The organism is Stenotrophomonas sp. CASM114, assembly GCF_049384325.1.
Taxonomy (GTDB): Bacteria; Pseudomonadota; Gammaproteobacteria; order Xanthomonadales; family Xanthomonadaceae; genus Stenotrophomonas; species Stenotrophomonas muris.
In genome coordinates this window covers 95,575-115,087 of record NZ_JBMRGJ010000002.1, presented here as the reverse complement: position 1 = coordinate 115,087, position 19,513 = coordinate 95,575, and the positions used below count along the sequence as shown (strand labels likewise).

General features: G+C 67.3%; 15 protein-coding genes. 7 read left to right on the top strand and 8 right to left on the bottom strand.

Annotated elements, in window-relative coordinates; translation table 11 throughout:
* The first annotated feature begins 116 nt into the window (after positions 1-116).
* From VG566_RS03060 to VG566_RS03045, 4 genes are all read left to right on the top strand, one after another.
* Positions 117-746, top strand: a complete 630-nt coding sequence (locus tag VG566_RS03060; RefSeq protein WP_014646070.1) for a YczE/YyaS/YitT family protein — start codon at positions 117-119, stop codon at positions 744-746.
* A 356-nt stretch (positions 747-1,102) separates the two neighbouring features.
* Positions 1,103-3,133: an FAD-dependent oxidoreductase gene (locus tag VG566_RS03055; protein WP_049440287.1), complete on the top strand. Its 2,031-nt coding sequence runs from the start codon at positions 1,103-1,105 to the stop codon at positions 3,131-3,133.
* A 297-nt stretch (positions 3,134-3,430) separates the two neighbouring features.
* Positions 3,431-3,889 carry a cell wall hydrolase gene (locus VG566_RS03050; protein WP_004154513.1) on the top strand — a complete coding sequence of 153 codons (459 nt, stop codon included), beginning with the start codon at positions 3,431-3,433 and terminating at the stop codon, positions 3,887-3,889.
* A gap of 84 nt (positions 3,890-3,973) precedes the next feature.
* Positions 3,974-4,585: a glutathione S-transferase N-terminal domain-containing protein gene (locus VG566_RS03045; RefSeq protein ID WP_014646068.1), complete on the top strand. Its 612-nt coding sequence runs from the start codon at positions 3,974-3,976 to the stop codon at positions 4,583-4,585.
* A 119-nt stretch (positions 4,586-4,704) separates the two neighbouring features.
* Here the strand turns inward: VG566_RS03045 and VG566_RS03040 are convergent, their stop codons facing one another.
* The 6 genes from VG566_RS03040 to VG566_RS03015 form a co-directional block, all read right to left on the bottom strand.
* Positions 4,705-5,760, bottom strand: a complete 1,056-nt coding sequence (locus VG566_RS03040) for a suppressor of fused domain protein (protein WP_241884056.1) — start codon at positions 5,758-5,760, stop codon at positions 4,705-4,707.
* A 46-nt stretch (positions 5,761-5,806) separates the two neighbouring features.
* Complete coding sequence (locus VG566_RS03035; RefSeq protein ID WP_014646066.1) at positions 5,807-6,310, bottom strand: hypothetical protein; 504 nt, start codon at positions 6,308-6,310, stop codon at positions 5,807-5,809.
* 217 nt (positions 6,311-6,527) lie between these two features.
* Positions 6,528-8,408, bottom strand: coding sequence for a propionate--CoA ligase (gene prpE / locus VG566_RS03030; protein ID WP_049406571.1), 1,881 nt, complete (start codon positions 8,406-8,408; stop codon positions 6,528-6,530).
* A gap of 710 nt (positions 8,409-9,118) precedes the next feature.
* Positions 9,119-9,733, bottom strand: coding sequence for an RluA family pseudouridine synthase (locus VG566_RS03025; protein ID WP_032955877.1), 615 nt, complete (start codon positions 9,731-9,733; stop codon positions 9,119-9,121).
* 195 nt (positions 9,734-9,928) lie between these two features.
* The gene (locus VG566_RS03020; protein ID WP_004153634.1) at positions 9,929-10,915 is read right to left on the bottom strand and encodes a malate dehydrogenase; all 987 of its coding nucleotides are present in this window, start codon (positions 10,913-10,915) and stop codon (positions 9,929-9,931) included.
* A gap of 118 nt (positions 10,916-11,033) precedes the next feature.
* The gene (locus tag VG566_RS03015) at positions 11,034-11,525 is read right to left on the bottom strand and encodes a peptidylprolyl isomerase (RefSeq protein ID WP_005408225.1); all 492 of its coding nucleotides are present in this window, start codon (positions 11,523-11,525) and stop codon (positions 11,034-11,036) included.
* A 273-nt stretch (positions 11,526-11,798) separates the two neighbouring features.
* Between VG566_RS03015 and typA the strand changes: the two genes are divergently transcribed.
* The 3 genes from typA to VG566_RS03000 are packed head-to-tail and all read left to right on the top strand — an operon-like array spanning position 11,799 to position 15,789.
* Positions 11,799-13,646 carry a translational GTPase TypA gene (gene typA, locus VG566_RS03010; RefSeq protein ID WP_046429077.1) on the top strand — a complete coding sequence of 616 codons (1,848 nt, stop codon included), beginning with the start codon at positions 11,799-11,801 and terminating at the stop codon, positions 13,644-13,646.
* Positions 13,647-13,657: 11 nt separating this feature from the next.
* Positions 13,658-14,125: a DUF2127 domain-containing protein gene (locus tag VG566_RS03005; protein WP_032955872.1), complete on the top strand. Its 468-nt coding sequence runs from the start codon at positions 13,658-13,660 to the stop codon at positions 14,123-14,125.
* Between the two features lie 41 nt (positions 14,126-14,166).
* Complete coding sequence (locus tag VG566_RS03000) at positions 14,167-15,789, top strand: amidase (RefSeq protein WP_032955869.1); 1,623 nt, start codon at positions 14,167-14,169, stop codon at positions 15,787-15,789.
* Between the two features lie 83 nt (positions 15,790-15,872).
* On the opposite strand, the gene VG566_RS02995 is transcribed toward VG566_RS03000, so the two are convergent.
* Positions 15,873-17,060: a mechanosensitive ion channel family protein gene (locus VG566_RS02995; protein ID WP_277877620.1), complete on the bottom strand. Its 1,188-nt coding sequence runs from the start codon at positions 17,058-17,060 to the stop codon at positions 15,873-15,875.
* 895 nt (positions 17,061-17,955) lie between these two features.
* Complete coding sequence (locus VG566_RS02990; protein WP_014646058.1) at positions 17,956-19,347, bottom strand: class II 3-deoxy-7-phosphoheptulonate synthase; 1,392 nt, start codon at positions 19,345-19,347, stop codon at positions 17,956-17,958.
* Positions 19,348-19,513 lie beyond the last annotated feature (166 nt).

Genomic DNA, 19,513 nt, shown 5'->3' with positions numbered 1-19,513 from the left:
CGCCCGCATGCAGGATCGGCGCTGCCTGTACCAGCGGATTGGCTGGGATCTGTATCTATGGCCTCAAGGAAATCAGGGATACGGTGGAAACAGATATCCTCTCCCCCGAGCCCACCATGCCTACCGCCCTGCCCCTGCGCCTGCTGCAACTGATCACCGGCCTGTTCCTGTATGGCTTCGGTGCCTCGCTGATGATCCGTGCCGCCATCGGCGTGGCGCCCTGGGACGTGCTGTCGCAGGGCATCGCCGCACAGACGCCGCTGTCCTTCGGGCTGGCGACCAATGTCATCGGCGCACTGGTGCTGTTGCTGTGGTGGCCACTGCGCCAGAAGCCGGGCGTCGGCACGGTGCTCAACGTGATGCTGATCGGTCCCTCCGCACAGTTCGGGTTGTGGCTGCTGCCACCGGCCATCGGCGTGGGCTGGCAGCTGGCGATGTTCTGTGCAGGCATGCTGCTGGTCGCGCTGGCCACCGGCCTGTACATCGGCGCCCGCCTCGGCCCGGGACCGCGCGATGGCTTGATGACTGGCCTGCATGCCCGCACCGGTTGGCCGATCTGGAAGGTGCGCAGCCTGATCGAAGGCAGCGTATTGCTGCTGGGCTGGTGGCTGGGCGGCAATGTCGGCCTCGGCACCCTCGCCTTCGCCCTGCTGATCGGCCCGCTGTGCGGCGTCACGCTGGGCTGGTTCGGGATCGGCCGCCCCCCGGTCGTACCCGCCGCTGCCCGGCAGCCGCAATCACCCTGAGCTGCCCCGAATGCCGGCCAGCGGCCGGCACTACCGCCCCCGGAGTTCGGGGGCAGCGCCGCAGGCGCGGGGGGGTGGAGGCCGGTAAGTGGGGCCCGCGATTCGCGCAGCGAAACGCGGGAGCGACAGCACGCATGTGCCGAGCGTACCCGGCCAGCGGCCGGCACTACCGCCCCCGGAGTTCGGGGGCAGCGCCGCAGGCGCGGGGGGTGGAGGCCGGTAAGTGGGGCCCGCGATTCGCGCAGCGAAACGCGGGAGCGACAGCACGCATGTGCCGAGCGTACCCGGCCAGCGGCCCTTGCCCCGGCCGCCGTTTCGCGGCACGCTTCGCGCTTCCGTACGCAAGCGTATCGACCATGTCGCCAGCCAACGAAAGCGCCTATCCCCATCTGTTCGCCCCGCTGGACCTGGGCTTCACCCAACTGCGCAACCGCGTATTGATGGGCTCGATGCACACCGGCCTGGAGGATCGCGCCCGCGACTTCCCGCGGCTGGCGGCCTACTTCGCCGAGCGCGCCGAGGGCGGCGTCGGCCTGATCGTCACCGGCGGCTTCGCACCGAATGTGGTCGGCTGGCTGAAGCCGTTCGGCGGCAAGCTGTCCTGGCCCTGGGAAGTGCGGCCGCACCGCCAGCTCACCGCCGCCGCGCACCAGCACGGCGCGAAGATCTGCCTGCAGCTGCTGCATGCAGGCCGTTACGCCTATCACCCGTTGTCGGTGGCACCGTCGAAGCTGAAGGCACCGATCAACCCGTTCACCCCGCGCGCGTTGTCGGCCAGCGGCGTCGACCGGCATATCGCCGATTACGCACGCAGCGCCAAGCTGGCCCGCGAGGCCGGCTACGACGGCGTGGAAGTGATGGGTTCGGAGGGCTACCTCATCAACGAATTCATCGCCCCGCGCACCAACAAGCGCACCGATGCCTGGGGCGGCGACGCGCGCCAACGCATGCGCTTCGCGGTCGAGATCGTACGCCGCATCCGCGAGGCCTGCGGCCCGGACTTCATCATCATCTATCGCCTGTCGCTGGTGGATCTGGTCGACGACGGCAGCAGCTGGGAAGAAATCGTGCAGCAGGCGCAGGCCATCGAGGCGGCCGGCGCAACGATCATCAATTCCGGCATCGGCTGGCACGAAGCGCGCATTCCGACCATCGCCACCTCGGTGCCGCGTGCTGCTTTCGCCGGGGTCACCGCCAAGCTCAAGCCGCATGTGAAGGTGCCGCTGGTGGCGACCAACCGCATCAACATGCCCGACGTCGCCGAGCGCATCCTCGCCGCTGGCGGCGCCGACATGGTGTCGCTGGCACGCCCGCTGCTGGCCGACCCGCAGTGGCCGAACAAGGCCCGTGCCGGCCGCGCGGAGGCGATCAACACCTGCATCGCCTGCAACCAGGCCTGCCTGGACCACGTGTTCGAGAACAAGCTGGCCAGCTGCCTGGTCAATCCGCGCGCCGCGCACGAGACCGAGCTGGTCTATCGCCCCACCGCTGCGCCGAAGAAGGTTGCGGTGGTCGGTGCCGGCCCCGCCGGCCTGGCCTGTGCCACCGTCGCTGCCCAGCGTGGCCACCAGGTCACCCTGTTCGACGCCAATGATGAGATCGGCGGCCAGTTCAACGTGGCCAAGCGCATCCCCGGCAAGGAAGAGTTCCACGAGACCCTGCGCTACTTCCGCCACAAACTGGCCGAAACCGGTGTGCAGCTGCGCCTCGGCACCCGCGCCGATGCCGCCCAGCTGACCGGCTTCGACGAGGTGGTGCTGGCCACCGGCATCACCCCGCGCAAGGTCGATTTCCCCGGTGCCGACCACGCCAGGGTGGTCAGCTACCTGGACGTGCTGCTGGGCCGGGTCGAAGTGGGCGCCAGTGCGGCGATCATCGGCGCCGGCGGCATCGGCTTCGATGTCGGCGAATTCCTCAGCCACGCCGGCGAGTCCCCCTCCCTCGACCCGCAGCGCTGGATGGCCGAATGGGGCGTGGACAGCACCTTCGAGGCCCGCGGCTCACTGGCCAGGCCGGAGGTTGAAACCTCGCCGCGACGGCTGTGGCTGCTGCAGCGCAGCCCGGGCAAGCCCGGCGCGCGCCTGGGCAAGACCACCGGCTGGATCCATCGCGCCACGCTGAAGGCCAAGGGCGTGCGCATGCTCGGTGGCGTCGAGTACCTCGGCGTGGACGACGCGGGCCTGCGCATCCGCGTGGACGGCAGCGAACAGCTGCTGCCGGTCGACCATGTGGTGATCTGCGCCGGGCAGGAACCCAACCGCGCGCTGCAGGCCGAACTGCAGGCGGCCGGCATCAACGCGCAGCTGATCGGCGGTGCCGACGTGGCCGCAGAACTCGACGCCAAGCGCGCCATCGACCAGGGCAGCCGGGTTGCCGCCGGGCTCTGATGAGCGCCTGAATGGGGGGCGGAATGTGATTTCCGTCACCCTCATTGAACCTGAATGTCAAGCCGAGCGGTTCACGATGCGTTCGGCTACGCCCCCCTACCTTGCGCCATCTTTCCGCTCACCAGCCAGTTTCCGGTGAGCCGGCGCAGCCCCACGATCGGTACTGGTCGTTTCTTTTGGGGCTGCCCAACGGGGCGGCCCCGATGGCCGCCTCCCCATGACGCCAAGTCGTACCCCGCCTCCTGTCGCCCTGCGGCCGGAACCGGAGGGTGCGGCCCATACGGAGCAAGGAGTTATATGAAACTGGCCTGGATTCTCTGGCTGTCGCAGTTGTTGCCGCAGCCGGCCGCTGATTCACTGTGTTTGAGCACCACCGTTTACCTGGAAGCCCGCGACCAGACCCTGCGCGGCCAGCAGGCCGTCGCCGAGGTCGCACTGCGCCGTCTCGACAGTGGCCTGTGGGGCGACTCGATGTGCCAGGTGGTCACCGCGCGCAAGCAGTTCGCACCGACCATCGTCTCCCCCGGCACCCAGTTGGGCAACGACGCGGCCTGGAGCGAGGCAATGAACGTGGCCTTCGACGCCGAGCGCAACTGGGCGCTGCCGGCCGGCGAGCGCCGCGAGATCGTGCCCGGTGCCAGCCACTTCGCCGCGCTGTCCATCGCCAGCCCGAACTGGCGCAATGCCTACCAGGTGGCCACCATCGGCGATCACACCTTCTATAAGGTGCAGAACCTCAAGCCGCGGCAGTCGTAACGATCCGTGCCGGCGGCAGCGTTGCCGCCTGCCGGCAGGCTCTGGGATAGTGGGCGTTTCCCGCCCGCATCACCTGGAGTTCCCATGAAGCTGTACAGCAAGCCCGGTGCCTGTTCCACCGCCGACCACATCGCCCTGCAGTGGACCGGCCAGCCGTTCGAGGTTGAACTGCTGAACAAGGACACCCTGAAGGGTCCGGAATTCCTCAAGATCAATCCGGCCGGTGCGGTGCCCGCGCTGGTCGACGGCGACTTCGTGCTGCTGCAGAACGCCGCGATCATGGGCTACATCGCCGACAGCTTCCCGCAGGCCGGCCTCGGCGGTGACGGCAGCCCGCGCCAGCGCGCCGAAGCCACCCGCTGGCTGGCGTTCGTCAATTCCGACGTGCACCCGGCCTTCTCGCCGCTGTTCGCGCCGGGCAAGTTCATTGCCGACGAAGGCCAGTACGACGCGATCCGCGCCGCCGCGCACAAGCGCCTGCGTGGCCTGTTCGAGACCGCCGACAGGCAGCTGGCCGACAAGCCCTGGCTGGCCGGCTTCCGCAGCTTCGCCGACCCGTACTTCTACATCACCCTGCGCTGGGCCGCCGGCACCAAGGTCGACCTGTCGGGCCTGGACAATCTGGCCGCCTACAAGGCACGCATGGATGCCGATGCCGGCGTGCAGGCCGCGCTGAAGGCCGAAGGCCTGGCCTGACCTTGGTCAGGGGTCAGAGCCGTTCGCGTGGCGGACGGATCTGACCCCACCGGCCACCAGACGGGGTCGGATCCGCCTGCGCAGCAGGCGGCTCCGACCCCTCGATATCATTCGCGCGATCAGCCGATCTGGCGGATCACTTCCCCCTTGGCATCGCGCAGGTAGGTCGGCACCACTTCGATGCGCAGCGCCCCCGCCACCGGGTAAACCCCGCGCTCGGCGCGCACCCCTGCCAGGGCCTGCAGGCCCGCCTCGTCCAGTGACCAGCGCGCGCTGTCGGCGGATACGTCCGCCGCTTCACCGCCCCCGTGCGCGATGAACTCCCACTGCCGCTCGCGGCTGGCCAGTTCCAGCGATTTGCCGTGGCGCAGGCGCAGCGGCAACAGTTCGCACACGCTGGCGACCTGACCGGCGCCGAGCACCAGCGTGGTGACGCCCGCCTCCTGCCGCCAGTCCAGGGTCTCGATGAACAGCATGCCGGTGCTGGAACCCTCGCGTTCGCTGCCGGCCTGCACCCGCTGTGCCAGCGCCGGGTCCTCCAGCAGGTTGCCGCGATGCAGATCGCTGATCCACAGCGGCATCGCCGGCAGCAGCGCCTGCAGCACGCCACGCGTCGACCAGCGCTTGACCGCCTCCATCTCCTCATCGGTCAATCCGACCAGCTGCAGGAACTGCAGATGGCCGTTGGCCGTGTCCCGCGCCGGCAACTGCGGGTCCGCAATGAAGGCCAGATGGCACAGCCGCGTGCCGGTCTCCAGCGCGATCGGACCGTTGGCGTTGAGGTGATGGCCATCCTCGAACACGTTGCCACTGCCGAACACGTAGCGCGCCAGGTTCTGCAGCAGGTTCATCGGCCACACCGGCGGGGTGCTGCCGGCGTTCTCACCGGCCTCGGCAGCCAGACGGAAGGTCAGCTCGAAGCCATAACCGCTGGCATCTGCATCACTGCTCTCCTTGGCGTACAGCTCGGAGAAGCCGTAGGTGATGTAATGCCAGTGCGGTACCGGCGCATCCGCCCAGTACACGCTGATGCCATCCAGTGGATCCTGGCCACCGAGCGTGTACGGAAGCGCGGTGCCGAAGTGACGCGGCTCCTGGCCGGCATACAGCGGCGCCAGCGCCGCATTGATCGCGTCCCAGCCTGGGGTGTCGGTGTCGTCGTGGTCGTCCTGCACGCGGGACTCCTTGTAGGGAAGTGAACCGATCACTTTACGCGGTGGCTCAGGCCTGCACGACCTCACTGCCAGCGTTCAGCACCGCCGCCTGGGTTTCCTGCCACCAGCGCTGCGCCAATGCCGGGCTGCGCGCCTTGCCCACCGCCGCCAGCAACTCCGGGCACAAGCGCTCCAGCGCCAGCGCATCGGTGCAGCGTTCGATCTTCAACTGCATGAAGTAGCCCTTCAGGCCCAGGTGGCGGCGCACCGCCTCGCTCATCGCGTCGTACAACTGCTGGTACAGCGCCGGGTCCTGTTCGCGCCCGGTGCTGATGCCGCGCGCCGGCGCCACCTCTGCGCTTCCGCCGATCACTTCGATCAGGCCCTGTGCTGACAATTGCTCCAGCGCGTCCGGTGGTGCCCGCAGGCCTTCGAACAGGCCACGCAGTTCGGTGTCGTTGCGATGGCCATCGACCATCAGCAGGATCGAACGCAGTGCCGCCGGCAGGCGCCGGCTACGGTCTTCGATTTCCTGACGGCCAGCAGCCGTCTTGGCGTGCAGCAATGCCATTGCCTCCCCCTCGCTCGATGCGCAATGCCGGCGCGCCCTCGCGGGCACGCCCCCCTGTGTTGCCATCTCCGGACGGCACGCGCGTTCCCCGGCGCGAGCCGCGTATTGCAGGTCGATGACAGGCCGAGCTTAGCGCAAGTACTGCGGGTAGTGCCGGCCGCTGGCCGGCAACCTCGGGGTGGATGGGGGGGGCCGGCCAGTAGCCGGCACGACCGGATCAACGGCCCAGCGCCCGGCGGATCTCCTCCAGCGCGCCGGGATCGTCCAGCGTCGACAGGTCACCCGGGTCGCGCTGCTCGGCCAGCGCCTGCAACGAGCGCCGCAGCAGCTTGCCCGAACGGGTCTTGGGCAGCGCGTTGACCACGTGCACGTGCGCCGGGCGGGCCACTGCGCCGAGCGAGGTGGTCACCGTGGCCATCATCTCGGCCACCACTTGCGCCGGATCCTCGCCATCCAGGCCCTGCTTGAGGGTGACGAACACCAGCGGCACCTGCCCCTTCAATTCGTCCTTGACCCCGATCACGGCAGCCTCGGCCACGCGCGGGTGGCTCGAAATGGCCTCTTCGATCTCGCGCGTGCCCAGCCGGTGCCCGGCCACGTTGATCACATCATCGGTACGGCCGAGGATGAAGGTGTAGCCATCGTCGTCGCGGATTGCCCAGTCCAGCGAGCTGTACAGCAGTTCCTTGAAGTGGCTGAAGTAGCTCTGCAGGAAACGGTTGTCGTCGTTCCACACCGTGCTCATGCAGCCCGGCGGCAACGGTGGCGACACCACCAGCACCCCCTTCTGCCCCGGTGCGACTTCCTCGCCGGTGTTCTCGTCGATCACCTTCATCCGGTAGCCGAGGTTGGGCAAGCCCGGCGAACCGAAGCGCACCGGCTTCATCTCCAGGCCCGGCAGCAGGGTCAGCGCCGGCCAGCCGGTCTCGGTCTGCCAGTAGTTGTCGATGATCGGCTTGCCGAGCGCTTCGCTGATCCAGTGCGCGGTCGGTTCGTCCAGCGGCTCGCCGGCCAGGAACAGGTATTTCAGCGCGCGCAGGTCGTGGCGATGGATGAAGTCCGCATCGTGCTTCTTCAGCACGCGGATGGCAGTGGGGGACGAGAACATCGTGCGCACGTTGTACTGCTCGCACAGCGCCCACCAGATGCCCGGGTCCGGGTTGGTCGGCAGCCCTTCGTACAGCAGCGAGGTGCAGCCGCCGATCAGCGGGCCGTACACATTGTAGGAATGGCCTACCGCCCAGCCGACATCGGAAGTGGAGAACATCACCTGCCCCGGCCTGCAGTCGAACACGGTTTCCATCGACTGTGCCATCGCCACCGCGTAGCCGCCGACATCGCGCTGCACGCCCTTCGGCTTGCCGGTGGTGCCCGAGGTATACAACAGGTAGCTCGGCTCGCTCGATTCCAGCCACTGCACCGGCACGTCGACCTCACCGATCTGCGCACGCAGCGCGGCGTACTCCACATCGCGGCCCGGCACGCGTGGTTCGGCGGCATCCAGTCCGCGCGACACGATCAGCACGTGCGGCGGTGGCGACGTGGCTTCGGCGCAGGCTGCATCGACCATCGGCTTGTACGGAATCAGCTTGCCACCGCGCATGCCGGCATCGGCGGCGATCAGCAGCTTCGGCTTGGCATCGTCGATGCGCAGCGCCAGGTTGTGCGCGGCGAAGCCACCGAACACCACCGAATGCACCGCACCGATGCGCGCGCAGGCCAGCATCGCGAACACGGCTTCGGCCATGTTCGGCATGTAGATCACCACACGGTCACCGTGACCGACGCCGAGGTGCTTGAGCACGGCAGCGAAGTCGTTCACTTCCCGATACAGCTGGCGATAGGTGATCTCGCGGGTGCTGCTGGTCTCGGTGGAAATGGCAACCAGCGCGAGCTGGTCGGCGCGCTCGGCCAGATGGCGGTCGACGGCGTTGTAGCAGAGATTGGTTTCACCGCCGACAAACCAGCGCCGGAACGGCGGGTTGCTGTAGTCGAGTACCTGCTGCGGCGGTTTGTGCCAATGGATGCGCTTGGCTTCCTCGCCCCAGAAGGCCTCCGGCTCGTCGATCGAGCGACGGTAGGTTTCCTCGTAGTTCATGACGCAGCCCTCCCAGACAAAGTCATGGGTTCGAGGATAGTCCGGCGCTGCCGCGCGGGCCGCCCTACCTTGGTAGGGGGTGGGGTTTTCATGCAGGGCTGCGCCCTGCACCCGCGGTAGTGCCGGCCGCTGGCCGGCAACCTCAGAAGCAACAGCCGAAGCAACAGCGGGTTTCCCGTGGGATGGCGAGGTGGGTCCGGTTGCGGGGGACACCGTGAATCCGTCCATGGAGGCTCGGTCGCCGCATCCATGCGGCTCACGCCCCCGCAACCGGACCCACCCCGCCTTCGACAGACTTCCGCGATCTGTCGGAGCACGGGGTCGGATCCCCAGATTCAATATTCAATTCGATATCTGACAGAAAAATCGTGTCGACCAAGGTCGACACCTACCAACACCAACAGCGACAGCCGTTACCAACCGCCGCAGGAATCTGTCGGGGGTAGGGCGGTGTGGGTTGGCAGGACCGTTGGCGCCATGGATGGCGCCATCGAGCCCCCTTGGGTGAGGGCGCTTTGCTTGCGAAGCACTGCTTTGCAAGCGCCCGAACGCACAGCCGCGAGCGGCTGGGCCGGACCCCGGAGGGGGGTTTACGGCGTGTCCTGCCAACCCCCACCGCCCCGCCCAGCAAGCAGAAGACCAGAGCCGCCTTGGCCTTTGACGTTGCTCCGGTTCGTAGCAGGTGCAGGGCTGCAAGCCCTGCCGAACCCCTAGAACGGAGTGGCGGACTCGAACGCGAGCGCCTCGCCCGTCACCGGGTGGGTGAACCGCAGGCTGCGCGCATGCAGATGCACGCGCTGCGCAGGCGCGGCGTCATACAGCACATCGCCAACGATGGGATGGCCGAGACTGGCCATGTGCAGGCGCAGTTGATGGCTGCGGCCAGTAACCGGCTCCAGCGCCACGCGCGTGCGCTGCGCTTCGGCATCACGCGCCATTACGCGCCAGCGCGTCAGCGCCGGCTTGCCGCGTTCGTGATCGATCATCTGCTTCGGCCGGTTTGGCCAGTCCACGATCAGTGGCAGGTCCACGTCGCCGGCATCGCCTTCAAGCAGCCCCTCCACGATCGCTTCATAACGCTTGCCGACCTGGCGCTGCTCGAACTGCATCGACAACGCCACCTGCATGTCCTTGCCGCGCGCATGCAGCAGCAGGCCGGAGGTCACCTGGTCCAGGCGGTGCACGGTCAACGCATCCGGGTACAGCGCCTGCAGGCGCGCGACCACGCAATCCTGGTTCTCGGCGCCGCGGCCGGGCACGGACAGCAGGCCGGCCGGCTTCTCGGCCACCAGCAGCGCGTCGTCGATGTAATGCAGGTGGATCATGCGGCTCCGTATCCGTCCAAACAGAAACGGGGAAGCCGAAGCTTCCCCGTTCTGCGTACCGACCAACGGTCGGTACCTACCTTGATGGAAATGTACCGACCAACGGTCGGTACCTACCTCGATGGGAATGTACCGACCAGCGGTCGACACCTACCTTGATGAAAGAGGTACCGGCTCGAGCCGGTACCGCCTGCATCAGCCCAGCAGGTGGGCAACGCCGGCGCGCTCTTCTTCCAGCTCGGCCAGGGTCTTGTCGATGTACTTCTGGCTGAAGTCGTCGATCGGCAGATCCTTCACCAGGGTGTACTTGCCGTTCTCGGTGGTCACTGCGAAGCCGAAGATCACGCCTTCCGGAATGCCGTAGGAACCGTCGGACGGCACGCCCATGGTGACCCACTTGCCGTTGCTGCCCAGCACCCAGTCACGCACGTGGTCGATGGCAGCGTTGGCGGCCGAAGCGGCCGAGGACGAGCCACGGGCTTCGATGATCGCCGCGCCGCGCTTGCCCACGGTCGGGATGAAGGTGTTGGCGTTCCATTCCTGGTCGTTGATCGCATCGGCGATCGACGCGCCATCGGCGGTGGCGAAACGGTAGTCCGGGTACATGGTCGGGCTGTGGTTGCCCCACACGACCAGCTTCTCCATGCCACCGACCGGCTTGCCGAGCTTGGTCGACAGCTGGCTCAGCGCGCGGTTGTGGTCCAGGCGCAGCATGGCGGTGAAGTTTTCCGGCTTCAGGTCCGGGGCCGACTTCATGGCGATGTAGGCATTGGTGTTGGCCGGGTTGCCGACCACCAGCACCTTCACGTCACGGCTGGCGACCTTGTTCAGCGCCGCGCCCTGGGCGGTGAAGATCTTGGCGTTTTCCAGCAGCAGGTCCTTGCGCTCCATGCCCGGGCCACGCGGACGTGCGCCAACCAGCAGGGCGATGTCGGCGTCCTTGAACGCGACTTCGGCATCATCGGTGCCGACCATGCCGGCCAGCAGCGGGAAGGCGCAGTCTTCCAGCTCCATCATCACGCCCTTCAGGGCGGCCTGGGCCTTGTCGACCGGCAGTTCCAGCAGCTGCAGGATGACCGGCTGGTCCTTGCCCAGCATTTCGCCGGAGGCGATGCGGAACAGCAGGGCATAACCGATCTGGCCGGCGGCGCCGGTCACGGCAACACGAACGGGTGCTTTCATGGGGGTTTCCTCTTGCTTGCAAGCGTTTGATGGGACGCCGCGGGCAGAGCCACGCAGGCCTGGCGGGCGGCGGGGAACAGGGAAACGGCCACCCGTGGGTGGCCGTTTCGAAGGGGGATCAGGCGGCGAGGTGCTTGTTCCACTCCGCGACGCGGTCGGCCTGGGCGGCCAGCACGGCGTCGACGTCGCCTTCCAGGGTAATCGAATGGATCACGTCGCCCTGCTTGACCGAATCGACGATCGCCTGGCCTTCCAGGACCTTGCCGAAGACGGTGTGGCGGCCGTCCAGCCAATCGGTCTTGATGTGGGTGATGAAGAACTGGCTGCCGTTGGTGTTCGGGCCGGCGTTGGCCATCGACAGCGAGCCGACCTCGTGCTTCACGCCATTCTTCTCGTCTTCGAACTTGTAGCCCGGGCCGCCGGTGCCACGACCCTGCGGGCAGCCGCCCTGGATCATGAAGTCGGCGATAACGCGGTGGAAGATCAGGCCGTCATAGAAGCCGTGCTTGACCAGGTTCACGAAGTTGGCCACGGTCAGCGGTGCCTTGTCGGCGAACAGCTCGACCTTGATCGGGCCCTGGGTGGTGTCGAAAGTGGCGATGAGGGACATGAAGATCCTTGATGCAAAGGGGAATGCGTCTAGCCACCTAGTTTACACCCGCCTCGTGTCGGCGGCGGCTTCGACCATTGGTGAAGCGCCCCGCTTCAGCCCCCGGACGGGGAGCCGCGCAGCCGGGTCCTGGCGGCCCCGCCCGGGGCGGCGGATGCCCAGCTGAATGGGTCCCGTGACAGGCGTGAAATCCACCTTTTCGCGAATCGTCAAGTTCGACGTATAATGTTGGACTTCTTTTTCCAAATCCGGCGCCGACTGGCCCCCTTTCGTATGTCCATCGAAAATCTTCGCAACATCGCCATCGTCGCCCACGTCGACCATGGCAAGACCACCCTGGTCGACCAGCTGCTGAAGCAGTCCGGCACCCTGTCCGAGCGTACCGTCCTCGCCGAGCGCGTGATGGACAGCAACGACCAGGAAAAGGAACGCGGCATTACCATCCTGGCCAAGAACACCGCCATCACCTGGGAAGACAAGAAGACCGGCATCAAGAACCGGATCAACATCGTCGACACCCCCGGCCACGCCGACTTCGGTGGTGAGGTCGAGCGCGTGCTGTCGATGGTCGACACCGTGCTGATCCTGGTCGATGCGATGGACGGCCCGATGCCGCAGACCCGCTTCGTCACCCAGAAGGCCTTCGCGATGGGCTTCAAGCCGATCGTCGTGGTCAACAAGATCGACCGTCCGGGCGCGCGTCCGGAATGGGTGATCGACCAGGTCTTCGACCTGTTCGACAAGCTCGGCGCCACCAATGAGCAGCTGGACTTCCCGATCGTCTACGCCTCGGCCCTGAACGGCTATGCCGGCCTGGAAGACACCGTGCGCGACGGCGACATGACCCCGCTGTACGAAGCAATCATGCAGCACGCCCCGCGTCCGGAAGTGGACCCGGAAGGCCCGTTCCAGATGCGCATCAGCCAGCTGGACTACAACAACTTCGTGGGCGTGATCGGCATCGGTCGTATCCAGCGCGGCACCCTGAAGAAGAACATGCAGGTCGCCGTCATCGACCGTGAAGGCAAGAAGCGCAACGGCAAGGTCGCCCAGGTGCTGGGCTTCCTGGGCCTGGAGCGCATCGAGCAGGAGACGGCCGAGGCCGGTGACATCGTGGCCATCTCCGGCATTCCGGAGCTGACCATCTCCGACACCCTGTGCCACCCGGATACCCCCGAAGCCCTGCCGGCGCTGACCGTCGACGAGCCGACCATCTCGATGACCTTCCAGGTCAACAACTCGCCGTTCGCCGGCAACAAGGACCTGTCCGGTGGCAAGTTCCTGACCAGCCGCCAGATCAAGGACCGCCTGGACCGCGAGCAGGTCCACAACGTGGCACTGAAGGTCGAACAGCTGGAAGACGCCGACAAGTTCCTGGTCTCCGGCCGCGGCGAACTGCACCTGTCGGTGCTGATCGAGAACATGCGCCGTGAAGGCTACGAGCTGGCGGTGTCGCGCCCGGAAGTGATCATCAAGGAAATCGACGGCCAGATGATGGAGCCGATCGAGCAGCTGGTGGTGGACATCGAAGAAATCCACCAGGGCGGCGTGATGGAAAAGCTGGGTACCCGCAAGGGCCAGCTGAAGAACATGGAACCGGACGGCAAGGGCCGTGTGCGCCTGGAATACCAGATCCCGGCCCGTGGCCTGATCGGTTTCCAGAACGAGTTCAAGACCCTGACCCAGGGTTCGGGCCTGCTGTTCCACGTGTTCGACCATTACGGTCCGAAGGAACAGGGCGCGATCGCCAAGCGCATCAACGGCGTGATGATCGCCAATGCGCCGGGCGTCACTCCCGCCTACTCGCTGGGTCCGCTGCAGGAGCGCGGCAAGCTCTTCGCTGCCGAAGGCGACAACGTGTATGAAGGCCAGCTGGTCGGCATCCACTCCAAGGACAACGACCTGACCGTCAACGCGATCAAGACCAAGCCGCTGACCAACATGCGCGCTTCGGGCAAGGACGACGCGATCCAGCTGACCCCGGCGATCAAGTACTCGCTGGAACAGGCCCTGGACTTCATCGAAGACGACGAGCTGGTCGAGATCACCCCCAAGGAGATCCGTCTGCGCAAGAAGTTCCTGACCGAAAGCGACCGCAAGAAGGCTTCGCGCGGCGGCTGAGCCAGCACCCCGTGGACCAGAGCGGCTACAACCCGGATCCGCACCGGCATCCGGGCCTCCACGTCATCGCCCTGCTCGAAGCGAGCAAGGCGATGCTGGCGCTGTTGGCCGCCACCGGGCTGGAAGTGCTCGGACCGCAGCCGCTGCGGCACGGCATCATGGTCCTGATCCGGCGTTTCAGCCTGGATCCGGACCATGGCACCCTGCCCTCGCTGCTGCACATGATCAGCCCCGACGCGGTGCACCTGGCCGCGGCGGGGATGATCGGCTACGGCCTGCTGCACCTGGTCGAAGCCTGGGGCCTGTGGCGGGCCAAGGCCTGGGCCTCCTGGCTGGGCTGCCTGACCGCCTCCCTGTACCTGCCTTTCGACATCTTCGCGATCATCCGCCATCCCGGCTGGCCATCGTGGACGATCCTGGCGATCAACCTGATCGTGGTCTACGTCCTCGCCCGCGACCTGCGCAAGCGCCACCGCTGAGCACCGGCTACACTGGGGATTGGAGCCGACCAAGCCGCCCCATGCGCCCGTCCTTGCCGCCTCTGCTGACCTGCCTGCTTGCCGCGCTGCCTGCGCTGCTTTCGGCTGGCTGCAGCCCGGCCGCGTCCAGCGCGCATGCGGCCGAACCCGCGAGCCGCAACGTGCCGTTCCCGTACGCCGAAACCGATGTCACCGACCTGCAGGCGCGGATGAGCGCCGGTGAGCTGGACAGCACCACCCTGACCCAGGCCTACCTGCAGCGCATCGCCACCCTGGACCGCACCGGGCCGCGCCTGCGCGCGGTGATCGAGCTCAACCCGGATGCACTGAAGGAAGCCGCTGCGCGCGACCGCGAGCGCCGTGATGGACGCCTGCGCGGCCCGCTGCACGGCATTCCGGTACTGCTGAAGGACAACATCAACGCCGCCCCGATGGCCACCAGCGCCGGCTCGCTGGCCCTGCAGGGGTTCCGCCCGGACGACGCCTACCTGGTGCGCCGGCTGCGCGACGCCGGCGCGGTGGTGCTGGGCAAGACCAATCTCAGCGAGTGGGCCAATTTCCGCGGCAACGATTCGGTGTCCGGCTGGAGCGCACGCGGCGGCCAGACCCGCAATCCCTATCGCCTCAGCCACTCGCCCTGCGGCTCCAGCAGCGGCAGCGCGGTGGCGGTCGCCGCCAACCTGGCCAGCGTGGCGATCGGCACCGAAACCGACGGCAGCATCGTCTGCCCTGCGGCGGTCAATGGCATCGTCGGCCTCAAGCCGACCGTCGGCCTGGTCAGCCGCGAGGGCATCATCCCGATTTCCTTCAGCCAGGACACCGCAGGGCCGATGACCCGCAGCGTCGCCGACGCTGCAGCCGTGCTGACCGCTATCGCCGGCCGCGACGATGCCGACCCGGCCACGGCGACCATGCCTGGCCGCGCGGTGTACGACTACACCGCGCGCCTGGACCCGCAGGGCCTGCGTGGCAAGCGCATCGGCCTGCTGCAGACACCGCTGCTGAAATACCGCGGCATGCCGCCGCTGATCGAACAGGCGGCCACCGAGCTGCGTCGGGCGGGTGCCTTCGTGGTGCCGGTGGAGCTGCCCAACCAGGGCGCCTGGGCCGAGGCGGAACGCACGGTGCTGCTGTACGAATTCAAGGCCGGGCTGGAGCGCTACTTCAGCACCCATCGCGCGCCACTACGCAGCCTGGCCGACCTGATCGCCTTCAACCAGGCGCACAGCAAGCAGGAGCTGGGCCTGTTCGGCCAGGAACTGCTGGTGGCGGCCGACGCTACCGCCGGCCTGGCCGACCCCGCCTATATCCGTGCACGCAGCGATGCGCGCCGGCTGGCCGGCGCGGAAGGCATCGACGCCGCCCTCGCCGCCCACCAGCTCGATGCCCTGGTGGCGCCGACCACCGGTGTGGCGTGGCCGATCCGCAGCGAAGGCGACGACTTCCCTGGCGAGAGCTACAGCGCCGCCGCCGTCGCCGGCTATCCCAGCCTCAGCGTGCCGATGGGCCAGATCAATGGCCTGCCGGTCGGCCTGCTGTTCATGGGCACCGCCTGGAGCGAACCGAAGCTGATCGAAATGGCCTACGCCTACGAACAGCGCACCCGCGCGCGACGCCCGCCGCACTTCGACACCGACACCCTGATCGACGCCGGCGAGCCGTGAGCTCCGGTAACGCCGCGAAATCCTGCTTGCGGTAGTGCCGGCCGCTGGCCGGCAGAACCGAGCTCGCCGGCCAGCGGCCGGCGCTACCGCTCGGGCTCCAGCTCTACCGGCACGATCGCCGCTTCACCGTCTTCAGCCCCCGGCGAACGCACATCCGCAGTGCGCGCACGTGGACCGCGCGGCATGTCCAGTTCGTCTGCATGCTGCAGCCGCGCACGCACCTGCGGCAGCGACTGCGGATGCTCGCGCGCGAGGAAATCGAGCATGCGTTCGCGCACCAGGCAGCGCAGATCGAAGGCATCACCGGAGCTGCGCGCACTGACCAGCAGGCGCACTTGGATCGCGCGCTCGCTGGTCTCGGTCACCTGGGTCACGCAGACCCTGCCATCCCACAGCGCTTCACCGCGGCAGATGCGTTCCAGCTCGGCACGGATCGCTGCCACCGGGGCACGATAGTCCAGCCACAGGAACGCGGTGCCGAGCAGGTCGGCGCTGCGCCGCGTCCAGTTCTGGAAGGGGTTCTCGATGAACCAGGTCAGCGGCACCACCATTCGCCGCTCATCCCAGATGCGCACCACCACATAGCTGCTGCCGATCTCCTCGATGCGCCCCCACTCGCCTTCGACGATCACCACATCATCCAGCCGGATCGGCTGCGTCACTGCGATCTGCAGGCCGGCGATCAGATTGCCGAACACGGGCTTTGCGGCGATACCGGCCACCAGGCCGATCAGGCCCGCCGAGGCCAGCAGCGCGGTGCCGATCTTCTGCACCATCGGGAAGGTCAGCAGCACCAGCGATGCGCCCAGCACGATGATGCCGCCCATCAGCACACGGCTGAGCACCCGCGTCTGGGTCTGGATGCGGCGCGCTTCCAGGTTGTCGGAGACATCGATGGGATGGCTGCGCAGGATGGCACGTTCGCCCGCCGCCACCGCCCGCACCAGCAGCCAGATGAAGCACGCGGTCAGCGCGATATGCAGCACCCGTTGCAGGTTGCCCAGAACGGGATCCTGCAGCGGCGTGGCCTGCAATGCAGGGATCAACAGCAGCAGCGGCCATGCGGTGGCCATCGGCAGCCCGAGCACACGCCCGATACGCGCGCGCCGACGATCGCGCCCCTTCAGCCGATGGTAGATCCACAGGATCAGCCACGCGCCGATGCCGCCCACCAGTACGGCCAATCCCAACGGCCATGCGTATGCCTGTGCGCTTTGCCAGTGCACCGTTGCCACCTCCACTCGAACAGCCAAGTGGACAGACTCGCGCATGGCGCATGAGCGCCACGTCAGTCGTTCGTAAGCGGGGCGTGGGTCGGCAGGGCTTGCAGCCCTGCACCTGCGGTAGTGCCGGCCGCTGGCCGGCAACCTCAACAGCAACAGCAACAGCGTGCATTCCGAGGGATGGCGGGGTCGGTCCGGTTGCGGGAGACGCCGTGAATCCCGCTCCGCGGTCCGGCCCAGCCGCTGGCTGCTGTGCGTTCGGGCGCTTGCGAAGCAGTGCTTCGCGAGCAAAGCGCCCTCGCCCATGGAGGCTCGGTCGCCGCTTGCTCGTGTGCGCTTTCCTGCGCACACGGCAAGACCGGGGTTGGGCGTCCTGCCCAACCCGCCCGAGGCATGCCTCGGGCCCATGCGGCTCACGCCCCGTAACCGGATCTGTCGGAACCTGCTGCTGATGGTGGGTGCCGACCGTTGGTCGGCACGGAGTCGGAGCCCATTTTGAATACTGCTATCTGACAGAAAAATCGTGTCGACCAACGGTCGACACCTACCACCAGCCGCGCATGCCAATCGCCGCAGTTGCCAGTAGATCCACGCCATGCGTGGATGACTCATTCGACATCTGACAGATGTGCCGACCAAGGTCGACACCTACCAACAGCTGCCGGAATCTGTCAAAGGTGGGGCGATGTGGGCAGGCAGGACCGTTGGCGCCATGGATGGCGCCATCGAGCCCCCATGGGTGAGGGCGCTTTGCTTGCGAAGCACTGCTTCGCATGCGCCCGAACGCCCAGCCGCCAGCGGCTGGGCCGGACCCCGGAGGGGGGTTCACGGCGTGTCCTGCCTGCCCACATCGCCCCGCCATCCCACGGAATGCCCGCTTCTGCCGTTGCTGTTGCTTCGGCTTCTGGCAGGTGCAGGGCTGCAAGCCCTGCCGAAAAAACCCTTACCGCACCTGCTCCTGCTTGCGCACGATCGCCATCGCGATCTCCAGCGACTGCTCGTAGTTCAACCGCGGGTCCACCGTCGAACGATACGCGCGTTCCAGGTCGCGCTCGGTCAGTTCGCGCGCGCCACCGGTGCATTCGGTCACGTCTTCGCCGGTCAGTTCCAGGTGCACACCGCCCAGTCGCGTGCCTGCGGCCGCATGCAGATCGAACGACATCTCCACTTCGCCACGCACGTTGTCGAAGCGGCGCGTCTTGAAGCCATTGGCGGTGCTTTCGGTGTTGCCATGCATCGCATCGCACACCCACAGCACGCGACGGCCATCGCGCTTGACCGCGTCCAGCAGCGGCGGCAGCTTATCGGCAATCTGCGCTGCCCCCATGCGGTGGATGAAGCTCAGTCGCCCTGGCTCGTCATGCGGGTTGAGCACATCGATCAGGCGCAGCAGCTGGTCCGGCGTCACCGACGGGCCGACCTTGATCGCAATCGGATTGCGCACGCCACGCAGGTATTCCACGTGCGCGCCGTCAAGCGCGGCGGTGCGCATGCCGATCCACGGGTAATGCGTGCTCAGGTTCAACCAGCCCTGCTGGCGCGGCACCTGCCGGGTCAGCGCCTGCTCGTAGGGCAGCAGCAGCGCTTCATGCGAGGTGTAGAAGTCGATGCGGTTGAGGTTGTGCACGCGGGCCCCGGCCAGGGTTTCCATGAAGTGCACCGCATCACCGATCGACGCCACCATCTTCTGGTACTCGGCGGCCAGCGGCGAATGCCGCACCCACTCCAGGTTCCAGTACTCCGGATGATGCAGGTCGGCGAAGCCGCCATCGATGAGCGCACGCACGAAGTTCATGGTCATCGCCGAATGCGCATGCGCCTGCAGCATCCGCTTCGGATCCGGCAGGCGCGCCGCCTCGGTGAACGCCGGCGCATTGATCACATCGCCGCGGTAGCTGGGCAAGGTCACGCCGTCGCGGGTCTCGGTATCGGCCGAACGCGGCTTGGCGTACTGGCCGGCAAAGCGCCCGACGCGGATCACCGGCTGGCGAAGGCCATGCACCAGCACCAGGCTCATCTGCAGCAGCACTTTCAACCGGTTGGAAATCGTGCCCGATTCGCAGTCGCTGAAGTTCTCGGCGCAGTCGCCGCCCTGCAGCAGGAAACGCTTGCCTTCCTGGGCCTCGGCCAACTGCTGCTTCAGCGCCAGGATCTCCCACGAGGTGACCAGCGGCGGTAGCCGCTTCAGTTCGTGCAGGGCGGCGTCCAGCGCCACCGGGTCAGGGTAGGTCGGCATCTGCAGCGCGGTCTTGCCGCGCCAGCTCTCCGGCGACCAGGCAGCGCCAGCGGCGGTCGCGGCAGGATCGAGGACGGGCGGAACGGCGGACAGGCTCATTGCAGACTTCCGGGGAGGGGGGCGGTCATGGTCGCAGAGCCAGCCGCTGGCGCAAAGGGTTGGGCACGCCCTGCACATGACTGAACGCCGGGGAAAGGGCATCGCGATCGGCCAGAAACCGCATGGCCACGGCCGCCCGGACAGGCGCATGATTCGCCACGCACTG